This window comes from Candidatus Competibacter denitrificans Run_A_D11 (assembly GCF_001051235.1).
Taxonomy (GTDB): Bacteria; Pseudomonadota; Gammaproteobacteria; order Competibacterales; family Competibacteraceae; genus Competibacter_A; species Competibacter_A denitrificans.
In genome coordinates this window covers 61,974-81,859 of sequence record NZ_CBTJ020000042.1, presented here as the reverse complement: position 1 = coordinate 81,859, position 19,886 = coordinate 61,974, and the positions used below count along the sequence as shown (strand labels likewise).

General features: G+C 56.5%; 18 protein-coding genes. 8 read left to right on the top strand and 10 right to left on the bottom strand.

All coding sequences use genetic code 11. The annotated features are described in order from the left end of the window. Position 1: 1 nt before the first annotated feature. Positions 2-2,167 carry a bifunctional 23S rRNA (guanine(2069)-N(7))-methyltransferase RlmK/23S rRNA (guanine(2445)-N(2))-methyltransferase RlmL gene (rlmKL, locus tag BN873_RS09680; RefSeq protein ID WP_048673347.1) on the top strand — a complete coding sequence of 722 codons (2,166 nt, stop codon included), beginning with the start codon at positions 2-4 and terminating at the stop codon, positions 2,165-2,167. Positions 2,168-2,232: 65 nt separating this feature from the next. Here rlmKL and BN873_RS09675 read toward each other — a convergent pair whose 3' ends face one another. After that, complete coding sequence (locus BN873_RS09675; protein WP_048673345.1) at positions 2,233-2,784, bottom strand: cob(I)yrinic acid a,c-diamide adenosyltransferase; 552 nt, start codon at positions 2,782-2,784, stop codon at positions 2,233-2,235. Positions 2,785-3,537: 753 nt separating this feature from the next. Between BN873_RS09675 and BN873_RS18785 the strand changes: the two genes are divergently transcribed. The 6 genes from BN873_RS18785 to BN873_RS09645 all read left to right on the top strand — a co-directional run bounded on the left by BN873_RS18785 (position 3,538) and on the right by BN873_RS09645 (position 8,597). Continuing rightward, complete coding sequence (locus BN873_RS18785) at positions 3,538-4,215, top strand: lytic transglycosylase domain-containing protein (RefSeq protein ID WP_053085290.1); 678 nt, start codon at positions 3,538-3,540, stop codon at positions 4,213-4,215. Between the two features lie 128 nt (positions 4,216-4,343). Continuing rightward, positions 4,344-4,919, top strand: coding sequence for a DUF1285 domain-containing protein (locus BN873_RS09665; RefSeq protein ID WP_048673343.1), 576 nt, complete (start codon positions 4,344-4,346; stop codon positions 4,917-4,919). After that, a complete protein-coding gene (locus BN873_RS09660; RefSeq protein WP_048673341.1) occupies positions 4,906-6,378 on the top strand; it encodes a hypothetical protein in 1,473 nt (490 codons plus the stop codon). The genes BN873_RS09665 and BN873_RS09660 overlap by 14 nt, the downstream gene beginning before the upstream one ends. Before the next feature lie 20 nt (positions 6,379-6,398). After that, positions 6,399-7,328, top strand: coding sequence for an SPFH domain-containing protein (locus tag BN873_RS09655; protein ID WP_048673339.1), 930 nt, complete (start codon positions 6,399-6,401; stop codon positions 7,326-7,328). After that, positions 7,325-7,789, top strand: a complete 465-nt coding sequence (locus tag BN873_RS09650; RefSeq protein ID WP_048673336.1) for an NfeD family protein — start codon at positions 7,325-7,327, stop codon at positions 7,787-7,789. The genes BN873_RS09655 and BN873_RS09650 overlap by 4 nt, the downstream gene beginning before the upstream one ends. A 34-nt stretch (positions 7,790-7,823) precedes the next feature. Beyond that, entirely contained in the window at positions 7,824-8,597 is a 774-nt protein-coding gene (locus tag BN873_RS09645; RefSeq protein WP_048673334.1) for a YdcF family protein, read from the top strand. A 58-nt stretch (positions 8,598-8,655) separates the two neighbouring features. Here the strand turns inward: BN873_RS09645 and BN873_RS09640 are convergent, their stop codons facing one another. The 9 genes from BN873_RS09640 to BN873_RS09600 form a co-directional block, all read right to left on the bottom strand. Beyond that, positions 8,656-9,414 carry an SDR family oxidoreductase gene (locus tag BN873_RS09640; RefSeq protein WP_048673332.1) on the bottom strand — a complete coding sequence of 253 codons (759 nt, stop codon included), beginning with the start codon at positions 9,412-9,414 and terminating at the stop codon, positions 8,656-8,658. Between the two features lie 45 nt (positions 9,415-9,459). Continuing rightward, the gene (cysN, locus tag BN873_RS09635; RefSeq protein WP_048673331.1) at positions 9,460-11,382 is read right to left on the bottom strand and encodes a sulfate adenylyltransferase subunit CysN; all 1,923 of its coding nucleotides are present in this window, start codon (positions 11,380-11,382) and stop codon (positions 9,460-9,462) included. A gap of 1 nt (position 11,383) precedes the next feature. Beyond that, complete coding sequence (gene cysD, locus BN873_RS09630) at positions 11,384-12,292, bottom strand: sulfate adenylyltransferase subunit CysD (RefSeq protein WP_048673328.1); 909 nt, start codon at positions 12,290-12,292, stop codon at positions 11,384-11,386. A gap of 282 nt (positions 12,293-12,574) precedes the next feature. Then, the gene (locus tag BN873_RS09625) at positions 12,575-13,465 is read right to left on the bottom strand and encodes a fructosamine kinase family protein (RefSeq protein WP_048673326.1); all 891 of its coding nucleotides are present in this window, start codon (positions 13,463-13,465) and stop codon (positions 12,575-12,577) included. 48 nt (positions 13,466-13,513) lie between these two features. Further along, positions 13,514-14,302, bottom strand: a complete 789-nt coding sequence (locus tag BN873_RS09620; protein ID WP_048673323.1) for an endonuclease/exonuclease/phosphatase family protein — start codon at positions 14,300-14,302, stop codon at positions 13,514-13,516. Positions 14,303-14,331: 29 nt separating this feature from the next. Continuing rightward, positions 14,332-14,955: a thiol:disulfide interchange protein DsbA/DsbL gene (locus BN873_RS09615; protein WP_048673321.1), complete on the bottom strand. Its 624-nt coding sequence runs from the start codon at positions 14,953-14,955 to the stop codon at positions 14,332-14,334. 47 nt (positions 14,956-15,002) lie between these two features. Next, complete coding sequence (gene ccsB, locus BN873_RS09610; RefSeq protein ID WP_048673318.1) at positions 15,003-16,181, bottom strand: c-type cytochrome biogenesis protein CcsB; 1,179 nt, start codon at positions 16,179-16,181, stop codon at positions 15,003-15,005. A gap of 97 nt (positions 16,182-16,278) precedes the next feature. Further along, positions 16,279-18,315 (bottom strand): cytochrome c biogenesis protein ResB, encoded by a 2,037-nt coding sequence (locus BN873_RS09605; protein ID WP_048673316.1) that lies wholly within the window; start codon positions 18,313-18,315, stop codon positions 16,279-16,281. Positions 18,316-18,483: 168 nt separating this feature from the next. Further along, positions 18,484-19,092 (bottom strand): c-type cytochrome, encoded by a 609-nt coding sequence (locus tag BN873_RS09600; protein WP_048673314.1) that lies wholly within the window; start codon positions 19,090-19,092, stop codon positions 18,484-18,486. 144 nt (positions 19,093-19,236) lie between these two features. Here BN873_RS09600 and yihA point away from each other — a divergent pair, with 144 nt between their 5' ends. Beyond that, complete coding sequence (gene yihA, locus BN873_RS09595) at positions 19,237-19,878, top strand: ribosome biogenesis GTP-binding protein YihA/YsxC (protein ID WP_082161199.1); 642 nt, start codon at positions 19,237-19,239, stop codon at positions 19,876-19,878. Positions 19,879-19,886 lie beyond the last annotated feature (8 nt).

Sequence of the window (19,886 nt, the reverse complement as noted above, 5' to 3'; positions counted from 1 at the left end):
GATGGATGTAGAAACGATTTTCTTTGCGACGGCTCCGTCCGGTATTGAGCCGCTACTAGCCAACGAGTTAAGCGCTTTGGGAGCAATTGAGCCGAAACCGGCCCGTGGCGGTATCCGCTTTGCAGGATCTATGGAACTGGCCTATCGAGCGTGCTTGTGGTCTCGCACCGCCAGCCGCGTGCTGCTGCCGCTCGTCCAGTTTCCTGCCGAGTCGGTCGCAGCACTCTATCAAGGCGTACATGCTTTTGCCTGGGAGGAACATCTGGCGCCGGATGGCACCCTGTCTGTCGAGTTTGCCGGAACCTGCCCCGGTATCACTCACAGCCATTTCGGCGCTCAGCGGGTCAAGGATGCCATCGTTGACCGCTTCCGCGCCCACTGCGGCCAGCGACCCAGCGTTGACCGGCAAAAGCCGGATTTACGACTTCATGTCCTCGTGCGAGCTGGTGAGGCCAGCGTCAGCCTGGATTTATCCGGCGATAGCCTACACCGACGCGGTTATCGCCAAGAGACGGTCGCCGCACCACTGAAGGAAACCCTGGCCGCCGCCCTCTTGCTGAAAGCCGGCTGGCCTGCCATCGCGGCCGCCGGTGGGCCTTTGCTGGATCCAATGTGCGGCTCCGGCACGCTGGCGCTAGAGGCCGCCTGGATCGCCGGCGATCACGCGCCTGGCTTGTTGCGAACGCACTGGGGCTTTGCGGGCTGGCTGGGCCATAGTCCGGCTCTTTGGAAACGCCTGATCAACGAGGCCATTGAGCGCCACGAAGCTGGCCGCAGCCAAATCCCCATCATCCTAGCCAGTGACCATGATCCGCGAGCGGTACGCGCCACATTGATCAATGCCGACCGCGCCGGCATGACCCGACAAATCCAAATAACCCAACGCGATTTGGCAGAGATCGAGTCGTTACCCGGCGCCGCTGGCTTGCTGATGGTCAATCCACCTTACGGCGAACGGCTTGGCGCTACCCAGGAGGAATGGAAACCGCTTTACCGAACGCTGGGCGAGCGGTTGAAAACGCACTTCACCGGCTGGCAGGCGGCGGTACTGACCGCTGATCCCGAACTGGGCAAACAGATGGGGCTGCGCGCCGAAAAAACCCATGTTTTTTTCAACGGCCCCCTGGAATGTCGGCTATTGCGATTTCGGATAGAACCTGGCTTTTTCGTGGATCGAGAAGCCGCTGATCGCCGTGCCTGCACTATGCGGCTGGAAAAAGCCAAAGCGGATGGTGCGGAAGATTTCATCAACCGACTGCGCAAGAACGTGCGTCACATCGGTCGCTGGGCTGAGCGAGAAGGCATCGGTTGCTACCGTTTATACGACGCTGATCTGCCGGATTACGCAGTGGCAATCGACCGTTATGAGCAATGGCTGCACGTCCAGGAATATGCACCGCCGGCTCACATTGACCCTGAGCGAGCCGCTCAGCGCCTAAACCAAGTGCTAGCGGTCCTGCCGGCGGTGTTGGAATTACCGGCGGATCAGATGTTTCTGAAAGTGCGCGAACGGCAAAAAGGCCCCAATCAATACCGGAAGCAAGCTGAAAGCGGTCACTTTTGTGAGGTTCGTGAAGGGCCGGCGCGGTTTTTGGTTAATTTCAGCGACTACCTTGATACCGGTCTGTTCCTCGATCATCGCCTTACCCGCCACCAAATCGGTGAATTGGCCGCCGGTCGGCGCTTTTTGAATTTGTTTGGCTACACCGCCACCGCCACCGTGTACGCCGCATTAGGCGGAGCCGCCAGCACCACAACGGTGGATCTGTCGAGCACTTATCTGGATTGGGCTAAGCACAACCTGGAACTGAACGGCATCCGTGGTACACGGCATCAGCTCATTCAGGCCGATTGCCTGCCCTGGCTGACCCACACCCGCGACCGTTACGATCTCATCTTCCTTGATCCTCCGACCTTTTCCAACTCCAAGCGGATGGCGGCAACATTCGACGTGCAGCGGGATCATGTCGCGCTGTTACGGCAAGCTCTCCGCCTGCTGGCTGAGCATGGCAGCTTGATCTTTTCGACCAACCGGCGCAAGTTTCAACTGGATCAGGCCGCCCTGGCCGATTGGCAGATCGAAGATTGGAGTCGGCGCACCTTACCGCTCGACTTTAGCCGTAATCCCCACATTCACCAGTGCTGGCGTTTCACTCGCGTGTTGTGAAACGAGGCAAGGATTTGCGCCTCACCGGGATGCAAATACCACCGCAAACCGGTGAAGCAAAATTCTTAAGCGCGGCCCGGATTGCGCCACAGCACCTCAATGCCGCCTTCGTCTCGGGCCAGAATGCGGCACATCACGAATAAGAGATCGGATAGCCGGTTCAAATAAATTTGCGCGTTCTCGCCAACATCCTCGGCCCGTGCCAGTGAAACTAACCGCCGCTCAGCCCGCCGACAGATCGCACGGGCAACATGGCAATCCGCCGCCGCGCGGCCACCGCCAGGCAACACGAATTCTTTCAAGGGCGGCAGTTGGCTGTTCAACTCGTTCAACGCTTCTTCAAGCCGCTCCACATCCTCGGCCTTGACGGCCTGATGGCCCGGAATACTGACTTCTCCACCCAGATCAAACAGCTTGTGTTGCACCTCTTGCAAGCGCTGCCGAATGTTATCGCGCAAGTCGTGCACTAAAACACAACCGATGGCGCAGTTCAGTTCATCCACCGCGCCGATAGCCTCAATACGCAGACAATCTTTGGCAACCCGTTCACCATTACCTAAACCAGTCGTACCACCATCGCCGGTGCGCGTGTAGATTTTCGAAAGTCGGTTGCCCATCACTGTAACCTCTCACTAGCTATTTGCCATTTACTTTATTGTACGCCTGTTGCTGATCTACGGCTCTATCAGAGTCGTGACAGGAAGGGTAGATCGCCACTACAGCGTTCCAGTCATCGCACCAGTCAAATTCGTCTAAATAAAATTATTATATATTTCAAAAATTTATATTGTTTTCTCAATCGGTTGAGAATATATACGGAATTAATTGTTAATTCATTGATTAATAATATAAATTTAAAAATACGATTTCTAATAGACCTGCTTACTGCTCAGTCGTTCCCTGTTTTTCTCATTCAAGGAATAATAAAAAATCTCTAAAAATATAAATATTTTTTATGTAATTGTTTTTTAAAAAGTTTATATTTTTTATTTTTCTATAGTTCAAATAAAGCAAGATATTGTTTTTTAAAGAAAATTAATCAAAAAATCAATGATCAAAAAAATTCAGAAAATAAATAAAAAATAATCTTCCGTTAATTTAATCACTTGCAAAACAATTTTTTTTTGTGTTTTCATAGCGCCATATTGCTGTACCGCAATAAGTTCCTGCCATAGGGTCACAGACAGACAAAAACCGCCCTAGGAACGTCACCCGACATCGGAAATTAGGCTGGCAGGCCCATCACCGGAGTTGCTTGGGTCAGGCTTAAACGACCGGAATGATCCGGTCAAACGGGGAATAAGGTATCTCCCCGTCAAGCCACCGGGCTTCAAGCACTATCAGTTCACGCTGATATGACGGAGGTTTTTATGATATTTGCGGATTTTACTCGGGAGCGGATGCTCCCAGCGCTCAAACTAAGTTTACTCAGCACGGCCCTGTTGGCACCCCTCGCCGCTCTGGCCGATCCATCAGGCGCCAATGGTGAAATACCCCCACCCCCCATCACGGTGGCGAGCATTCCCAACATTCAGGTAACCCCTAACCCGGCGATGGTTGCTACGGATAAAGTCGTGCCCTCAGAGGCCCTCGAAGCTGCCGAGCATCCTAAACTTGCCACTCTTTCAGAACATATCCAGCGCACCTACAAAGTTTCTGAGTACAAAGCCACCTCTATCGTCCGTGAAGCGCTAAAAAGCGCGGATCGCCATCAAGTTGAGCCTGAGCTGATTCTTGCCGTTATTGCTATCGAGTCAACATTCCGGGAGCGGGCGGTTAGTCGGGTGGGCGCCAGAGGGCTGATGCAGGTCATGCCGGGTGTACACCGAGAAAAACTAAAGCACATCGGTGGCTCACGGGCCTTGTTCGATCCGGCGAAGAATATTCATACCGGTTCGCAAATTTTGGTGGACTATCTCAACGACCACTCCGGTAACCTGCGCAGAGCCTTGCTCAATTACAACGGCAGTCTTGGGATGCGCTCTTCCTTCGCTGACCGCGTTATGCGGGTCTATCGCGACTTTCAGAAAGTAACGACTCCAGGCTGAGCAGAGCAACCGCCCATCCTCTTGCAGACTGTTTAGCGCGAAGATGGCTAGTGGCCGAACGTGCCACTGTCGCGGAACAAGCGCTATTCATACTATGATGGACGCGAATCCACCACTCGGTCGCGTCCATGCAGCGCCCTGATCCCAGCCCTACCGCTTTAGCAGCCCGACTTGATCACCAGAACCCGCTGCCCCCAGTAGACCGTTGGCAGCCGCCTTTGAGCGGTGATATTGATTTGCGCATCGCTCGCGATGGAACGTGGTATCACGAAGGAGTTGCATTCCAGCGGGAAGCGCTGGTGCGGCTATTCGCCTCAATCTTGCGCCAAGATGAAGATGGCGCTCACTATCTGGTGACGCCGGTAGAAAAATGGCGTATCCAGGTGGATGACGCCCCCTTTGTAGCGGTACGGCTTGATACCGATGGCACGGGATCAGACCAGTCGCTCCGTTTTACGACCAACCTCGGCGATACGGTGATAGCCAGTACCGAGCATCCCCTGTGGGTCGAATACCGTGTGGCTGGGGGTGAACCTGCTCCTTACATTCACATCCGGGGCAGGTTGCGTGCCCTGCTCAGCCGGGCGGTGTTTATCGAGCTGGCCGAACTTGGCGAGGAACGAGCGACCCCAGCAGGCCGCGATTATGGCGTGTGGAGCCAAGGCCAGTTCTTCTGTCTTGGGCAACTGGATGCCGCCGGCTGAACCACGAATTGCTGACGTGCGCCACGCTTTCCTGCTGTCCCTGTTACGCAAACTCGTTTTGCTGCCGTCGTATGTCCTCGTCTTGCTCGTTCGCTTGATCAAATGGCTGATCGCGCCGCCTGCTTTACTGCTGCAACTGGTCATTGGCGTGCCAGTCGCCCTGAAGCGGATCAGGCAACCGCTACAGGCGCATTTCATCCCGCTCGCAGAAGTTGACCTCAGCAATGCGGCGTGGATCACCATGATCGATGCGACCGAAGATCTGAGCGCTGAAGGCTTCGTCGCCAGTGGCGATTTTCGCTGCGACGATTGGGTGCAAGGTGCCGTACTGTGGCTACGTCTGTTGAATCCACCGGATAAGACGATGAGCGCGCTGGCGGCCCATGTCGAAATCAAAGGCAGCGCACGGCCAATGCGGCAATTTGTCCAATTTTCGACCGAATTTGACGATGGGCGGGTCCTGACCACTAACAATTTTGATCTACCCTATAGCCTGCCCGCCCCCTCGTATCTGGCCAGAGTGCAATTGAAGGATATCTGGGACCCTCGCGCCTTGCTCGTCTTGCATCGCGGACTGGTGGCCTCGCTGGGTAAATCAGTCAACCGCGACAAGCTGGCGCAAGCCGTCCATGCCCCCGCCCGCTTTCTAGCGGAGAATTATCAGCGAGAAATCCAAGCGCTGATCGAAAGTGGCTGGCTCAAACCGACCAGCTACCAGCGTCAAGTCCGTTTGCGGCTCTGGGCGGCAGTCGTCGGTGTCTGGCGCCAAGCATGGCCACTGGCGATTTTGCACTTGCGCGCCGCTGACCGTCACTCGCGCCGCTTACTAGCCAAACACGGTTTGGACGCGGAGGATTTCGCAGGCGGCGCCACCACCATTGTGGTTTCGCGCCAGGCGCTGCCGGCAACCGTCAAGACCCTTGAGGCTTTCTCCGGCTACGAACAGATTCGCTCACTGGCTAGTCAGACCGATCCGCGCGCCGTGTTGGAAGCCATCGTGGTTGAACTGGATGAGCGCACGGACCATCCCTTGCTGCCCCAAGAGCTTCGCTATTCCTTTCGGAGTTACGAGGATCACCCGCAACGCTGGGTCCGCCGGCTGTGCAGTTTTGATATTCTGCTCGATCCCGCAGCAGGCACCCTGGCTGTCACCGCTATGGAACGGGAATGCGAACAAGCAGCCGATGAAGCGGCATGGGCACGGCTCACTGCCAGCAGTCCGATCACGCCGTTGCCGCTCAGCCCCTGGCTACGCGATCTCGACCGGATACTCCCCACAGCTCGAACCGCGTTATTAGCCGAACGGCCGGGCCTTGGCCATCCAAGGCTCGACTCGGCCTCGCTCTATCTTGATCACGGCATCCCCTGTTGGCAGGTTGTCGCTTGGATCGACCAGGACATACCATTGGTCGTCGTGCTAGATGCGCGATCAGGCACGATTGTGAAACATTCATCATGAACTGATAAAGGAGTTTGATTATGGGAGGTTTTGCTACATTTGTGGTCGGACTGGCGGTCCTGGTAGCCATTCTGATTTTTCTGGGTGTTAAATCGGTTCCGCAGGGGATGGAATACACCGTCGAGCGTTTTGGTCGTTACACCCAAACGCTCATGCCAGGTTTGAATTTCATCATTCCGATCATGGATCGAATCGGTCGGAAGATCAACATGATGGAAACGGTGCTGGATGTGCCCTCCCAGGAAATCATTACGAAGGATAACGCCATCGTCCGGGTGGATGGCGTGGTGTTTTATCAGGTACTTGATGCCGCCAAGGCGGCTTACGAAGTCAACAACCTAGAATTCGCCATTTTGAATCTGACCATGACCAATTTGCGGACTGTCATGGGTTCGATGGATCTTGATGAATTACTGTCCAAGCGCGATGAGATCAATGCCCGCCTGCTGGTGGTGGTGGATGAAGCGACAACGCCGTGGGGAGTGAAAGTGATTCGCATCGAAATCAAGGACATTGCGCCCCCGAAGGATCTGGTGGATTCCATGGCCCGGCAAATGAAGGCCGAGCGCGACAAACGAGCCTCCATTCTGACCGCCGAAGGCGAGCGCCAAGCGGCGATTCTGGCGGCAGAGGGTCAAAAACAAGCCGCGATTCTGGAAGCGGACGGCCGCAAGGAATCTGCTTTTCGTGACGCCGAGGCCCGCGAACGCCTCGCGCAAGCTGAAGCGCGTGCCACGCTGATGCTGTCAGAGGCTATTGGTAAAGGGAATGTGCAGGCGATCAACTACTTCATTGCACAAAAATACGTGGAGGCTATTGGAAAGCTGGCAGCGGCCCCCAATGAGAAAGTGCTGTTGATGCCGCTGGATACCGCCGGACTGGTCGGCACCCTGGCCGGTGTCTCTGAGCTTGCCCAGGAGGCATTACGTAAAACGGCGGTGCGCTCGTGAGCGGCTGGCTACTGGAGCCGGTCTATTGGAACTGGTGGTTGCTCGGCGTCGTTCTGTTGGGCATCGAAGCCATCGTTCCCGGTTTCTTTCTCCTGTGGCTGGGAATCGCGGCACTGCTGGTCGGACTGCTGCTAGTAGCGATCCCAGGGTTACCTTGGACCTGGCAAGTTCTGCTGTTTGCGGTACTGGCCGTGGGTTCAATTACCGTGTGGCGCTGGCGACTGCGGCACTACCCTACCCGAACCGAAGACCCCCTGCTCAACCGGCGCGGTCACCAGTATGTCGGGCGGTTGTTTACCCTGGATGCGCCCGCCATCAATGGCTACGGTAAAATCCGCGTGGACGACAGCACCTGGAAAGTTGCGGTGGAGCAGGATTATCCGGCCGGGACCCAATTGCGGATTATCGGGGTGAATGGCGTTATTTTGCAGGGAGTCGCCGAGGAAGCGGATCAGCCTTGACGGCTGGCTACCTCACCCGGCCTGCTCATCCGCCATGCTCTTGTTTGCCAAGCTTCTCACCCAATTCGCTTACCCGCTGCTCACCTCCCTGCTGCTCGCTGGAGCAGGCAGCCTGCTACTGTGGACCCGCTACCGGGGAGCAGGTGGGGTTTTAGTGGGGTTCGCCTTGGGTTGGCTGTGGCTATGGTCCACACCGGTGTTTAGCGATTGGCTGCGCGCTACCCTGGAACAGCGCTACCTACCGGTTCTGGTTGAAGCACTGCCTACCGCCGATGCCATCGTCGTTCTGGGAGGCACCATGCAAGGCGCCAGACCCCCGATGCGGCTTTATTCCAACCTGGAAGCCGCCGCCGATAGAGTCTGGTATGCCGCCCGCCTGTTTCGGGCTGGCAAAGCGCCGCAAATCCTGCTCACTGGCGGAAATTTACCCTGGGGTGGGATTGAACAACCCGAAGCCGATGGGATGGCGGAGTTGCTCGAAGATCTTGGCGTCCCTAAAACCGCTCTCCTTTTGGAAGGCCGTAGTCGCACGACCGAACAAAATCGGGATTACTCCCTGCCGATCCTGCATCGGCTCGGAGTAAAACGCATTTTATTGGTGACTTCTGCCCTGCACATGCCGCGTGCCATTCGACTCTTTGAGGCCACGGACTTGACTGTCGTCCCGGCGCCGGCGGATTTCGAAGTGTTCGACCGCGATAACGCACATCCCCTGCGCTGGCTCCCCGATGCCCAAGCGTTGGCTGACAGTAGCCGGGCCTATAAAGAATATCTGGGCACCTGGTTGCTCCAACTGAGTGGTCGGTAGGAAACTGTGTCGGTGGCGCGGGAATAACCGGGCCGAACCGGAGGTCTCTGCCATAGTCTCAGCTTTCGCGATGGATGGCGAACGGCGCAAACGCCTGGCAGACCGGCATCACCTCGATGCTGTTAAGGTTGACGTGCGCGGGACGGGACACTGCCCAATAGACGATATCGGCAATATCCTCGGAGCGCAGCGGCTCGGTCCCTTGATAGACATGATCGGCCTTAGCGCTATCGCCTTTGAACCGCACCAGTGAAAACTCGCTTTCCGCCAGGCCGGGTTCAATGTTGGTGACGCGCACACGGGTATTCACCAGGTCAGCCCGCAAATTCAGTGAAAACTGTTTGACGAAAGCCTTGGTGGCCCCATAGACGTTACCCCCTGGATAAGGGTAAGTACCCGCCACCGAACCGATATTGACCACATGACCCTGATTACGGGCCACCATGCCCGGCAATATCGCACGGGTGCAATACATTAAGCCTTTAATGTTGGTATCTACCATCCGTTCCCAATCTTCCATGTCACAACGCTGGGCCGGTTCCAAGCCCAACGCCAAGCCGGCGTTATTGACCAGTATCTCGATGTCGGCAAACTCCGCTGGCAATTCAGCGACCGCTCGCTTGACAGCAGCCTCATCACGCACATCGAGCACAAAGGCATGCACCGAAACCTTGGCAGCTAACTCCGCTCGCAGTGTCTCTAGACGTTCCTGGCGCCGACCACAGAGAATCAGCGACCAGCCATTAGCGGCAAACAAACGCGCACACGCAGCGCCAAAACCCGAGGTGGCGCCGGTGATGAAGGCAATTTTGGCCATGATTTTACCTTTGAAAACAGGTACTGGATAAGCTGCGATCCGGCGTTAATTTCCGCGCAAAATTCGACGCTCGTTCAGATAGGCCAGCAACTGATCCAGGCACGCTTCCGCTGATTCATGTTCGGTATCCAGCACCAGTTCCGGCCGTTCGGGAGGTTCGTAGGGCGAATCGATACCGGTGAAATCCTGGATAACCCCGGCACGCGCCTTGGCGTATAAACCTTTCGGATCGCGCCGCTCACACGCTTCGAGCGACGCTTTTACATAAACCTCAATGAATTCACCCTCTTGCACCAGCGCCCGCACCAGCGCACGATCCGCTTGGAACGGCGAGATGAACGCAGTGATGACAATCAGCCCCGCATCGACGAACAGGGCGGCCACCTCGCCAATCCGGCGGATGTTCTCGATACGGTCTTCCTTGGAAAAGCCTAAATCCTGGTTCAAGCCGTGGCGAACGTTATCACCATCCAGCAAATAGCTATGATAACCGCGCTGCAACAGCCGCTGTTCCAGCGCATTGGCCATCGTCGATTTACCTGATCCCGACAGTCCAGTCAGCCAGACCACACACGGTTGCTGGGCCTTTTGGTTGGCCCGCTGCGTCTTGGCGACCTTATGTTGGTGCCAAACCACATTCCTTGCCTTGTCAGACAGCGCCTGAGTTGCGCGCCGGACGATCATGCCGGCACCCACCGTGGCGTTGCTCACTCGGTCGATGACGATAAACCCCCCGGTCCCCGGACTCTCTTCATACGGGTCGAACGGGACGGGCTGGTTCAGCGCGAAGCGACAGTAGCCGATTTCGTTCAAATGCAGTTCTTCGGCGTGCTGATGCTCTAAGGTATTCACATCAATCCGGTGGTGCAACAAGCTCAAGATGGCCGGAACCAGCCGCGTACCCAGCTTAAGATCGTATTGTCGGCCTGCCAACAAGGGGGTATCCGCCAGCCATACCACGCGCGCATCAAAAGTATCGGCTACCGCCGGAAGATGATTGGGATCGACCAGTAAATCCCCGCGGCTAATATCAATCTCATCATTCAGGGTCAGCGTCACCGCTTGCCCGACACAGGCTTCGGTCAATTCACCCTCAGCGGTGACGATGGTCGCTATCTGGCTACGCCGACCCGACGGAAATACGACCACCGAATCACCAGGCCGCACCGTACCGGCGGCGATGGTGCCGCAAAACCCGCGAAAATCCAGATTGGGTCGATTCACGTATTGGACCGGGAACCGGAAAGCGCGCAGGTTGCGGTCGGCGGAGACTTCGACGTCTTCCAGTAGATGCAACAGGGTCGGCCCCGTGTACCAAGGCATCACCTCGGAAGGATCAACCACGTTATCGCCACGCAGCGCAGAAACCGGCACGCAGCGGACATCCCGCACACCCAATTTATCGACAAATTCGCGGTAATCCTCACGAATGCGTTCGAATACCGCCTGATCGAAACCCACCAAATCCATTTTGTTGATCGCCAACACCAAATGGCGGATGCCAAGCAGCGAGACGATGAAACTGTGGCGACGGGTTTGTACCTGGACACCCTTGCGGGCATCCACCAGCAGGATCGCCAATTGCGCAGTCGAGGCACCGGTGGCCATATTGCGAGTGTATTGCTCGTGGCCAGGCGTGTCGGCAATGATAAATTTGCGTTTTTCAGTGGAAAAATAGCGGTAGGCGACATCGATAGTAATGCCCTGCTCGCGCTCCGCCTGCAAGCCATCGACCAGCAGCGCCAGATCCAGTTCCTCGCCAGTCGTACCGTAACGCACCGTATCGCGGCGCACAGCGGCTAATTGATCCTCATAAATTAATTGGGTGTCGTACAACAGCCGACCGATCAGCGTACTCTTGCCATCGTCAACGCTACCGCAAGTAATAAAGCGCAGCAGGTCTTTGCGCTCGTGCGTTTCCAGATAGGCGGCGATATCCTGCTCAATCAACGGCGAGGCATGAGACATATCAAAAGTACCCCTGGCGCTTTTTCTCTTCCATCGAACCGGCCGCATCATGATCGATCAGGCGGCCCTGGCGCTCTGAATGGCGGGTCATCAGCATCTCCTGAATGATCTCTGGCAAGGTTGTCGCGTGTGAACGTACCGCACCCGTCAACGGATAACAGCCCAGGGTACGAAATCGCACCTGTTCCAGTGTCGGCTTTTCGCCGGGATTCAGCAGCATTCGCTCATCATCGACCATGATCAGGGTGCCATCCCGTTCCACCACCGGGCGTTCGGCAGCCAAATAGAGCGGGACGATGGGAATATTTTCCAAATGGATATATTGCCAGATATCCAGCTCGGTCCAGTTGGACAGCGGAAAGACCCGAATGCTTTCCCCTTTATGAACCCGACCGTTGTACAGATTCCATAATTCTGGCCGCTGGTTTTTTGGGTCCCAACGATGGCTGCGATCACGAAATGAATACACTCGCTCCTTGGCCCGCGAGCGTTCTTCGTCGCGGCGAGCACCGCCAAAGGCGGCATCATAGCCATGTAGCTCCAGGGCTTGCTTCAAAGACTGGGTTTTCATCACATCCGTGTAGACCCGCGAACCGTGGGTAAAGGGGTTGATGCCCTCCCGCAACCCATCCTGATTGGTGTGAACAATCAATTCCATGCCCACTCGTTGAGCGTGCTCATCACGAAAACGGATCATCTCCTGAAATTTCCAGGTGGTATCGATATGCAGCAGCGGAAACGGCGGCTTGCCCGGATAAAAGGCTTTTAGCGCCAAATGGAGCATCACCGAAGAATCCTTACCGATGGAATACAGCATCACCGGGTTTTGGAATTCGGCGACCACCTCGCGGATGATGTGTACGCTCTCGGCTTCGAGCTGTTTGAGATGGGTAAGCTTATAGGGGTCCATGAGGGTCATTTCGAGCAGCGGAGCGCTCGGCAAGAGGTTCACGAGATCAATAGGGCAGCATCAAGAAAGCACTGGCGGGCGCATTCGGCAGATGGAAACCCAACAAGCCCCCCGCAGCGCCGCTCGTGGGTCGTAGGCAGGCAGAGCCAACACAGCGGATGGCCAACAACACCGGTTTGCTGGATAAACGGGGCGCATTCTAGCGGTACCCAGCCGATTAGGAAAGCTGATAGTCCCAGCAAAAACGGTCTTATCCGGCCGCGATCCATGCCAGTGGGCATCTTATCCCAGTTCGGCCAATAGCTGGGTCAGCATCGCTTCTGCTTGGTGGCGATAGCTGGCGCCAAACAAATTGAGGTGATTGAGGATATGATACAGGTTATAGAGTGTGCGCCGCCCTGGATAACCACAATCCATCGGTAGCGCTTCACGATAGGCGGCATAAAAGCGCTCTGAAAAACCGCCAAACAATTCCGTCATCGCCAGATCGGTTTCGTGGTCGCCATAATAGACGGCCGGGTCAAACATCACCGGCTCACCGCCTGCCGTACAACCGACATTACCACCCCATAAATCACCGTGTAATAAGACTGGTGACGGCTGATAGCCCACAAATAATCCCGCTAACCGTGCCGACAACTGTTCGCCGGCGCGCTGCAATGCACCACCATGGCCGTTGGTGGCCGCCAATTGCAGTTGAAACCCTAATCGCCGTTCACGCCAAAACGTGATCCACTGCTCATGGCGGCCGTTGGGCTGTGGCGTCGAACCGATGGTGTTATCCCGATGCCAACCGAAGTAAGGCCGCCGCTGCTGATGTAACGCGGCCAGTTGGCGACCGAGGGTTTCCATAGCCAAGGCATCACCACCCTGCAAGGGTAAATATTCCAGGACGAGGTAAGCTGGCCCCTCAGCACTGCCATGGCAGATCGGCTTAGGCACCCGCACGGTCGCTGTCTCGGCCAGTTCTGCCAATCCGGCCGCTTCGGCCGCGAACATCGACAACGCGCCGGCGGCCGCGTTGACCTTGACGAAATAGTCGCGTTTGCCATCACTGGCTCGCCATGCCTGATTGATACAGCCACCACCTAGCGGCTGATGCCGACCGATCTGCAAAGGCTCGCCGGTCGTGGCCCTGATATGCTGTTCGATGACGCCCCAAAAATCGCTCATAGGCCGTTTTAGTGAAGCGCTGGGCTGCCGATTGGGTCCGGTCCAGGCTCAAGGCTTGGCTCGGCCAGTTAACCGCAATCCCTTGGGTAAGCGCACATCCATGGCAATCGGCAAATGATCGGAGTAGGCGTGGCCCAGAACCTGGACACGCTCCACGGTGAGCGAGGGTGAGACCAGAATATGATCCAGTTGGCGGTTGGGGCGCCAACTAGGAAAGGTATACAGCCCAGGTGCGGGTTCAGATAAACGGGCAGCCGCTAATAAGGCCATCAACTCCGGGCTGTCCGAACCACAATTAAGATCACCCATCAGAATGACGTGATGGCAATCACGCACCAGATCGATCAAAAATTCGACCTGCCGCAACCGGCCACGCCGACCCAACGCCATGTGCAAAATCAAAACATGCAGCGCGTCGGGTCCACTGCCGAAGCGGACGGCCAGTACCCCGCGACCCGGTATCAATCCCGGCAACTTGTGCTCGGCAATAGCGGCTGGGCGCACACGGCTGAGCAAAGCATTGCCGTGCTGCGAGATCATGCCGATTTTGCGGTTGGCTTGATCGTATACGTGTTTGAAACCAGCGGAGTCAGCCAAATATTTAATTTGATTAACAAAACCGCTTCTTAGGCTGCCTGCATCGACTTCTTGCAACGCCACGATATCGTAGTCGGCCAGAATCCGGGCGATCCCATCCAAATTGGCCATACGCGAAGGCACCGGCACCAGATGCTTCCAGCTTCGGGTCAGATATTGCGAATAATTGTGGGTCGTCAGCCCGCTTTGGATATTGTAGCTGAGCAGTCGTAATCGACGCGATTGACTTGGACCCGCCATGGTGTACCGCCTTCGCTCACACGAGCCGCTCAGCGGGCCAACAAAAAATCCACGACCTCAAACATCCGTGGGGAGCGCACGTCATACTGCCCGTTGACGACGAGCATGGGCACACCGCGCACGCCGTAGCGCTGGACTAGCTGGTTAGCCCGTCGCATTTGCGTTTCAGTTTGGAAGGATTTGTAGGCTTTGCGGAAAGCCGCTTCATCAACCCCATTCTCGACAAACAACGCCGCCACCTCATCTTCGCTCGCCAGGCTGCGCTTGTCGCGATGGATCGCCTCGAACAGAGGCCGATGCATTTTTTCCAAAACACCGAGGCTTTCAGCCACGTAGTACGCACGGGATGTCACTTCCCAACTCGGATTAAAGGAGACAGGAACCCGGATGAACTGAACATCATTCGGCTTGCGCTTAAGCCATTCCTGAGCTGTCGGTTCAAGGTCATGGCAATGCGGGCAGTTATACGAAAAAAATTCAATGACTTCCGGTTTACCGGCCACCATAGGCGGCATCGGGGTCGTGAGCTTGCCATACTCCTTGCCTTCCTGAAACGCCGGCGGCGGCGGCGCGGGGTCAGCGGCACGAACAGCCATCAGCGGCAAGCCACAGGCAAAGACGACCAGTAACAGGCGACGAAAAATAGGTGTCATGGGAGTGATTTCTCTCAGTTCGATAGCAAAACGCGGTGCTCGGCTGCTCACAGGGTGCCGTAGGAATGCAGCCCCGATAAAAACATGTTGACGCCCAGGAAGGCGAATAAGGTGACAAACAAACCGATCACCGCCCACCAGGCCATCGGAGCGCCACGCCATCCCTTGGTCAACCGCAAATGTAACCAGGCAGCATAGTTCAACCAGACGATCAGCGCCCAAGTTTCCTTCGGGTCCCAGGACCAGTAGCCACCCCACGCCTCGGCCGCCCACAAGGCACCGAGAATGGTGGCAATGGTAAAAGCGGCAAAGCCCAGCGCGATGGCTTTATACATTACGTCGTCCAACAGCTCCAGTGGGGGGAGCACACGCGCTAAAAGCCCAGTCGGTTGACGGGCCTCCACCGCAACCCGCAAAAGATAAGCCACCCCCAGCATCGCCGCCAGGGCAAAGGCCCCGTAACCAATGAAATTGGCCGGAACGTGAATCTTCATCCAATAGCTTTGTAGCGCGGGAATCAGCGGCTGAATGTGATGGGCTTGACGGTCTAAGGTATACCACAGCAGAAAAGCCACAGCGCCGCTGATGGCCAGCAAGGCAAATCCACCCATGGCGCGGGTGCGGTGGCGATCCTCGTAGAACAGATAAAGCAGCGCCGTGATCAGCGCAAACAGGATAAACACTTCATAAAGATTACTCACCGGGATGTGACCGATATCCGCGCCTAACAGATAGGATTCACGCCAACGCACAAGCAACCCGGTCAACCCCATCACCGTCGCGCTCCAGGTCAACGCGGTAGCGGTACGGCCGGTAAAGTCAGAGCGGCTCAACAGAGCGCCGAAGTAGGTCAAAGTGGCGAGGACATACAAGGTGCTCATCCACATGAACGCCGCCTGGCTTTCCAGGAAATATTTCAGCAAAAAATTGCTGCGGCGTAATCCCAGATCGTTGCCATAGCGCCACAACGCTATCACCGCCAACCCGGTCACTACCAGGGTAAAGGCTCGAGCCGGCTTCCAATATAAGCCCCAGGCGATCAACGCCAGCGTCGCCCCGCTTTGAATCGCTACCTCGTAACCGTCCATATAAGGGCGATACAGCATGTAGGCATACCCGGAGCCGGCCAATACCAGCAATCCCCAGAGGACATCCCAAGCCCTCAAGCTGCGCCAGGGGGCGGGCTGATCCCAAGATTCCAGCATTACCTCATGTGTTACGGCCATGGTCGCCACCCTCTCGCGGCTGATTGATTGGTTGCGGGGATATGCTCATTATGCGTGATGTACCGGTAAAAACTCAGCATGACGCTGGGTATTCTTTTCACAGATGGGTCGGCGGCACCGGCTGCGGCTGCGGCTCAACACCGAACCGGCGGGCCATAACCGCTTCGATGCGGGCAAACTCTCGTGCGAAGTCGGCCTGGCGCCGACCACTCGTGCCCGCCAGCACCAGTCGAGTGCCCCCCTCTTCGGCAGCCAGCCATGCCCAAACTCGCCGATGAGCGGTATAAAACATGATAAAAACGCCCGCTATCAACAAGGCAAAACCGATATAGACTACGGTGGTGCCGCCGCTGTAGGTGACTTGCAAACCAGACGCCTCCACTTGTTGAAAACGGGTCATTTGCAGAAAGAACGGTGCTCCATAATCAGGGAGTGCCGCCAACGCCGATACGGCATCGTTGAAAAACGCATCTTCGGCGGCGCCGACCCCCTGCTCTACTGGGACCCCTTCCTCGCGCAATATCTCCAGAAAAATTTCCGCCAAAGTATCCCGCAGGATGCTCAAATACAGTTTGGTCGCTTCCGGTAGCCGATCCGGCGGTACCACCGCTTTGGCCCGTTCGGTGATCGCGGCGAAACCGCCTTTGACGAACAAGTCGAGTAAATTCGCCCGTACCAGATTCAGGTCGTGCTGAAACTCCGGCTTATCCGCCGCTGGCGTGGCGCGCTCCAGCAGTGCCCGCACCCGTTCAGTATCATGCACGCGGGCGTTAAATTTCAGGAACCGCTCAGGGCTATTATTGGCAGCGGGGATATGCAGGTAGGTGAAGGCATCGCCCGGACGGGTTCGCATCCCGGTGATAAAGAACAGGCGATCTTCCAAACGCGCTGGGGCCATGTAATTGAAGTATTCGCGTGCTTGCCCGGCCGCATCGCGCAGTTTGAAACCGACGCTGGGACCGAAGTTGCGAAATTTACGATCTCCAGGCTTGGCATCCGGCTCTGGCAGCAGATTGAACAGGCGAAAATCATCAAGCTCCACGCGCAGCGACCCGGCCGATCCGGTCAACTTGAGCGTACCGCCGATTTCTCCTTTCAGCTCCAGCGGTTCAGATCGGGAACCAGCCAAGGGCCAGGCGCTTAATTCCAGCTTGGAGCCGCCATCACCAAAATCAGACTGATAGATCGCATAGCCGCGATACACCAACGGATGGTTGACCTGGATGGTCGCTTCCAGGGGCTGATCACCAAGATGTTCACGATCATGGATGCGGACTTGGCTGATAAATGTTTTCGGCTGCCCGGTATCGTAATAAGCGACCTGGAATTCCTTCAACTCAATGGCGAAGGGTAGTTCCTGGACCAGATAGCCATCGCGCAACCGCAAAAAGACGAAATTGGCCGCCGAGCCTTCCGGCAACATCACATTGCCGCGAAAGGCCGGAATTGTGCCAGGTTGTAACCGGCTGATCGCCGGCACCTCGCCAGAGGCCAAATCACGCCGCTCGATAGCGATCTGCCCGCGCCATTCCTTGAGTTTCAACCACAAGTTGCCATCCATCAGCCCGCCGATCCCGATCACTACCACGGCGGCATGAGTAAATAAATAACCTAATCGGTGATAACCGCCCCGCATCCCTGCGGCCACCCGATGATCTCCATAATTCTGTAACCGCCAACGGTAGCCGCAAGCACGCAATGCACTGGTTGCTTCCGCTGTGACCCGTTCACCATCCCAACCCGGCAACAGCCATTCAGCCCGCTGCTGAAATCCCCGCAAGGAATCAAGCTGGACTTGAGTACGAAACCGCACCATCTCACGCAGCATGACCGGCACCTGCCGATACAAGCAAACACCGGTGGACAAAATCAAAAAGCCAAGGATGCCGATAAACCAACCGCTGCCATAGACATCATACAAACCGAGCCAACCAAACACTTCAAACCAAAACGGCCCAAATTTGAGGACATAGTTTGCATAGGGCTGGTTTTGCTGCAAAACGGTCCCGATGACCGAGGCGACCGCGATAATGACCAGCAAGCTGATCGCCAAATTCATCGAACCGAAAAATTCGAGCAGTACCCAACCCAAGGGACGGCGTGAGGGGGTTTCGCGCGCGGTAGCTTCGTTCACTGATCAATTTAGACGTCGTGGAGAGAACGCTTTTTCGACCGAGCCGATCTGAAAGCGTTCATCACTTGAGAGAAAGCATGGCTCGGACGACACAAAAAAGGGTGGCCAAAAGGCCACCCCACGAACTGACAGCTTTTAGCCGGATTTAACCGGATGTAGCCTCGGCCCTCATTGCAAGCCTTGAATGTAAGACGAAACAGCCTTGATCTCAGGATCGGTCATCTTGGCGGCGATGCTCCGCATCATCTGGCCCGCATCATTGGTTCTCTCCATAGCACGGAAGGCTTTGAGCTGTAGCTGGAGATATTCCGCGTGCTGGGCTGCGATAGCGGGGAATTTGGCAAGGGGATTACCGGCACCCACAGTTCCATGGCAGGCGGCACACGCCGAAACACCGCTGGTCAGATTGCCACCACGAAACAGCGCTTCGCCTTGAGGGGCCAAGGCCGGATCGGCAGCGGCACGAGCGACTTGTTGAGAGGCGAAATAAGCGGCCAAATCCTCCATATCTTGCGGGCTGAGCGGTGCAACCATACCCGCCATGATCGGATTAACCCGGACGCCCGCCTTATAATCTTGCAACTGTTTGAGCAGATAATCGGCACCTTGCCCGGCCAGCTTGGGATACTGCGGATTGGCGCTATTGCCATCGGCATTATGACATGCGGCACAGGTCGCGGATTTCGCTTTGCCGGCCGTAGCGTCACCGGCGGCCAATGCGGCGGTTGCGGAACCGAGCAGTGCACACGTCGCAGCGATCACAACGAATTTTTTCATTTTTAGAATGCTCCTGTACGATAACGGTGTTCGGTTCGGGCGATCAGCCAATGGCGTTAGGTGGACGGAAATCAGCGCTTACCCCGGCAGATCCCGCCCAGCGAAAGCAGTGGTTTTATATATCAGTTTCGGCTGCCAAGTTCAATGAGAAACCCCATTAAGCCTACCTTTATTGCCCCTACTTCCCCTGCCAGCACGCGCTATCGTGCCACTCGTTTTCTAAGCAGTGCCGACACGCTCTCCGGGTTGCCGCCAGACACGGGGCGGGAAGTGGCTTTTGCCGGCCGCTCCAATGCCGGCAAGTCAAGCGCCCTGAACTTGCTGGCGGGCCAGCGTGGCTTAGCGCGGATCAGCAAAACACCTGGCCGCACGCAATTACTCAATGTGTTTGAGGTGGCAACGGCGCGTTATCTGGTCGATCTTCCCGGCTATGGCTATGCCCAGGTACCCGAAGCCACCCGCCGACACTGGCAAGTGCTGGTAGGGCAGTATTTGCGCGAGCGTACCGCTCTGCGCGGGCTTTTGCTGCTGGTCGATGTCCGACATCCCTTGACCGCGCTGGATCGGCAGTTATTGGCGTATCGTGCAGCACGCGGCTTGGCGGCGCACATACTCCTGACCAAGGCCGACAAATTGAGCCGAGGCCAGGCGACGACGGCGCTCCGTCAACTCCAGGCAACGCTGCAAAGTGACTTCCCCGGCGTCAGCGCTCAACTCTTTTCCGGGTTAAGCGGCGAAGGGGCCGACCAAGCGCGCGCCCAACTGGATGATTGGTTAGGCTATTGAGCAAAAAT

Bases quoted from the DNA above. Each gene is read 5' to 3' on its own strand.
- rlmKL (WP_048673347.1), top strand. From the start codon at position 2: ATGGATGTAGAAACGATTTTCTTTGCGACGGCTCCGTCCGGTATTGAG.
- BN873_RS09675 (WP_048673345.1), bottom strand. From the start codon at position 2,784: ATGGGCAACCGACTTTCGAAAATCTACACGCGCACCGGCGATGGTGGT.
- BN873_RS18785 (WP_053085290.1), top strand. From the start codon at position 3,538: ATGATATTTGCGGATTTTACTCGGGAGCGGATGCTCCCAGCGCTCAAA.
- BN873_RS09665 (WP_048673343.1), top strand. From the start codon at position 4,344: ATGCAGCGCCCTGATCCCAGCCCTACCGCTTTAGCAGCCCGACTTGAT.
- BN873_RS09660 (WP_048673341.1), top strand. From the start codon at position 4,906: ATGCCGCCGGCTGAACCACGAATTGCTGACGTGCGCCACGCTTTCCTG.
- BN873_RS09655 (WP_048673339.1), top strand. From the start codon at position 6,399: ATGGGAGGTTTTGCTACATTTGTGGTCGGACTGGCGGTCCTGGTAGCC.
- BN873_RS09645 (WP_048673334.1), top strand. From the start codon at position 7,824: ATGCTCTTGTTTGCCAAGCTTCTCACCCAATTCGCTTACCCGCTGCTC.
- BN873_RS09640 (WP_048673332.1), bottom strand. From the start codon at position 9,414: ATGGCCAAAATTGCCTTCATCACCGGCGCCACCTCGGGTTTTGGCGCT.
- cysN (WP_048673331.1), bottom strand. From the start codon at position 11,382: ATGTCTCATGCCTCGCCGTTGATTGAGCAGGATATCGCCGCCTATCTG.
- cysD (WP_048673328.1), bottom strand. From the start codon at position 12,292: ATGGACCCCTATAAGCTTACCCATCTCAAACAGCTCGAAGCCGAGAGC.
- BN873_RS09625 (WP_048673326.1), bottom strand. From the start codon at position 13,465: ATGAGCGATTTTTGGGGCGTCATCGAACAGCATATCAGGGCCACGACC.
- BN873_RS09620 (WP_048673323.1), bottom strand. From the start codon at position 14,302: ATGGCGGGTCCAAGTCAATCGCGTCGATTACGACTGCTCAGCTACAAT.
- BN873_RS09615 (WP_048673321.1), bottom strand. From the start codon at position 14,955: ATGACACCTATTTTTCGTCGCCTGTTACTGGTCGTCTTTGCCTGTGGC.
- ccsB (WP_048673318.1), bottom strand. From the start codon at position 16,181: ATGGCCGTAACACATGAGGTAATGCTGGAATCTTGGGATCAGCCCGCC.
- BN873_RS09600 (WP_048673314.1), bottom strand. From the start codon at position 19,092: ATGAAAAAATTCGTTGTGATCGCTGCGACGTGTGCACTGCTCGGTTCC.
- yihA (WP_082161199.1), top strand. From the start codon at position 19,237: ATGAGAAACCCCATTAAGCCTACCTTTATTGCCCCTACTTCCCCTGCC.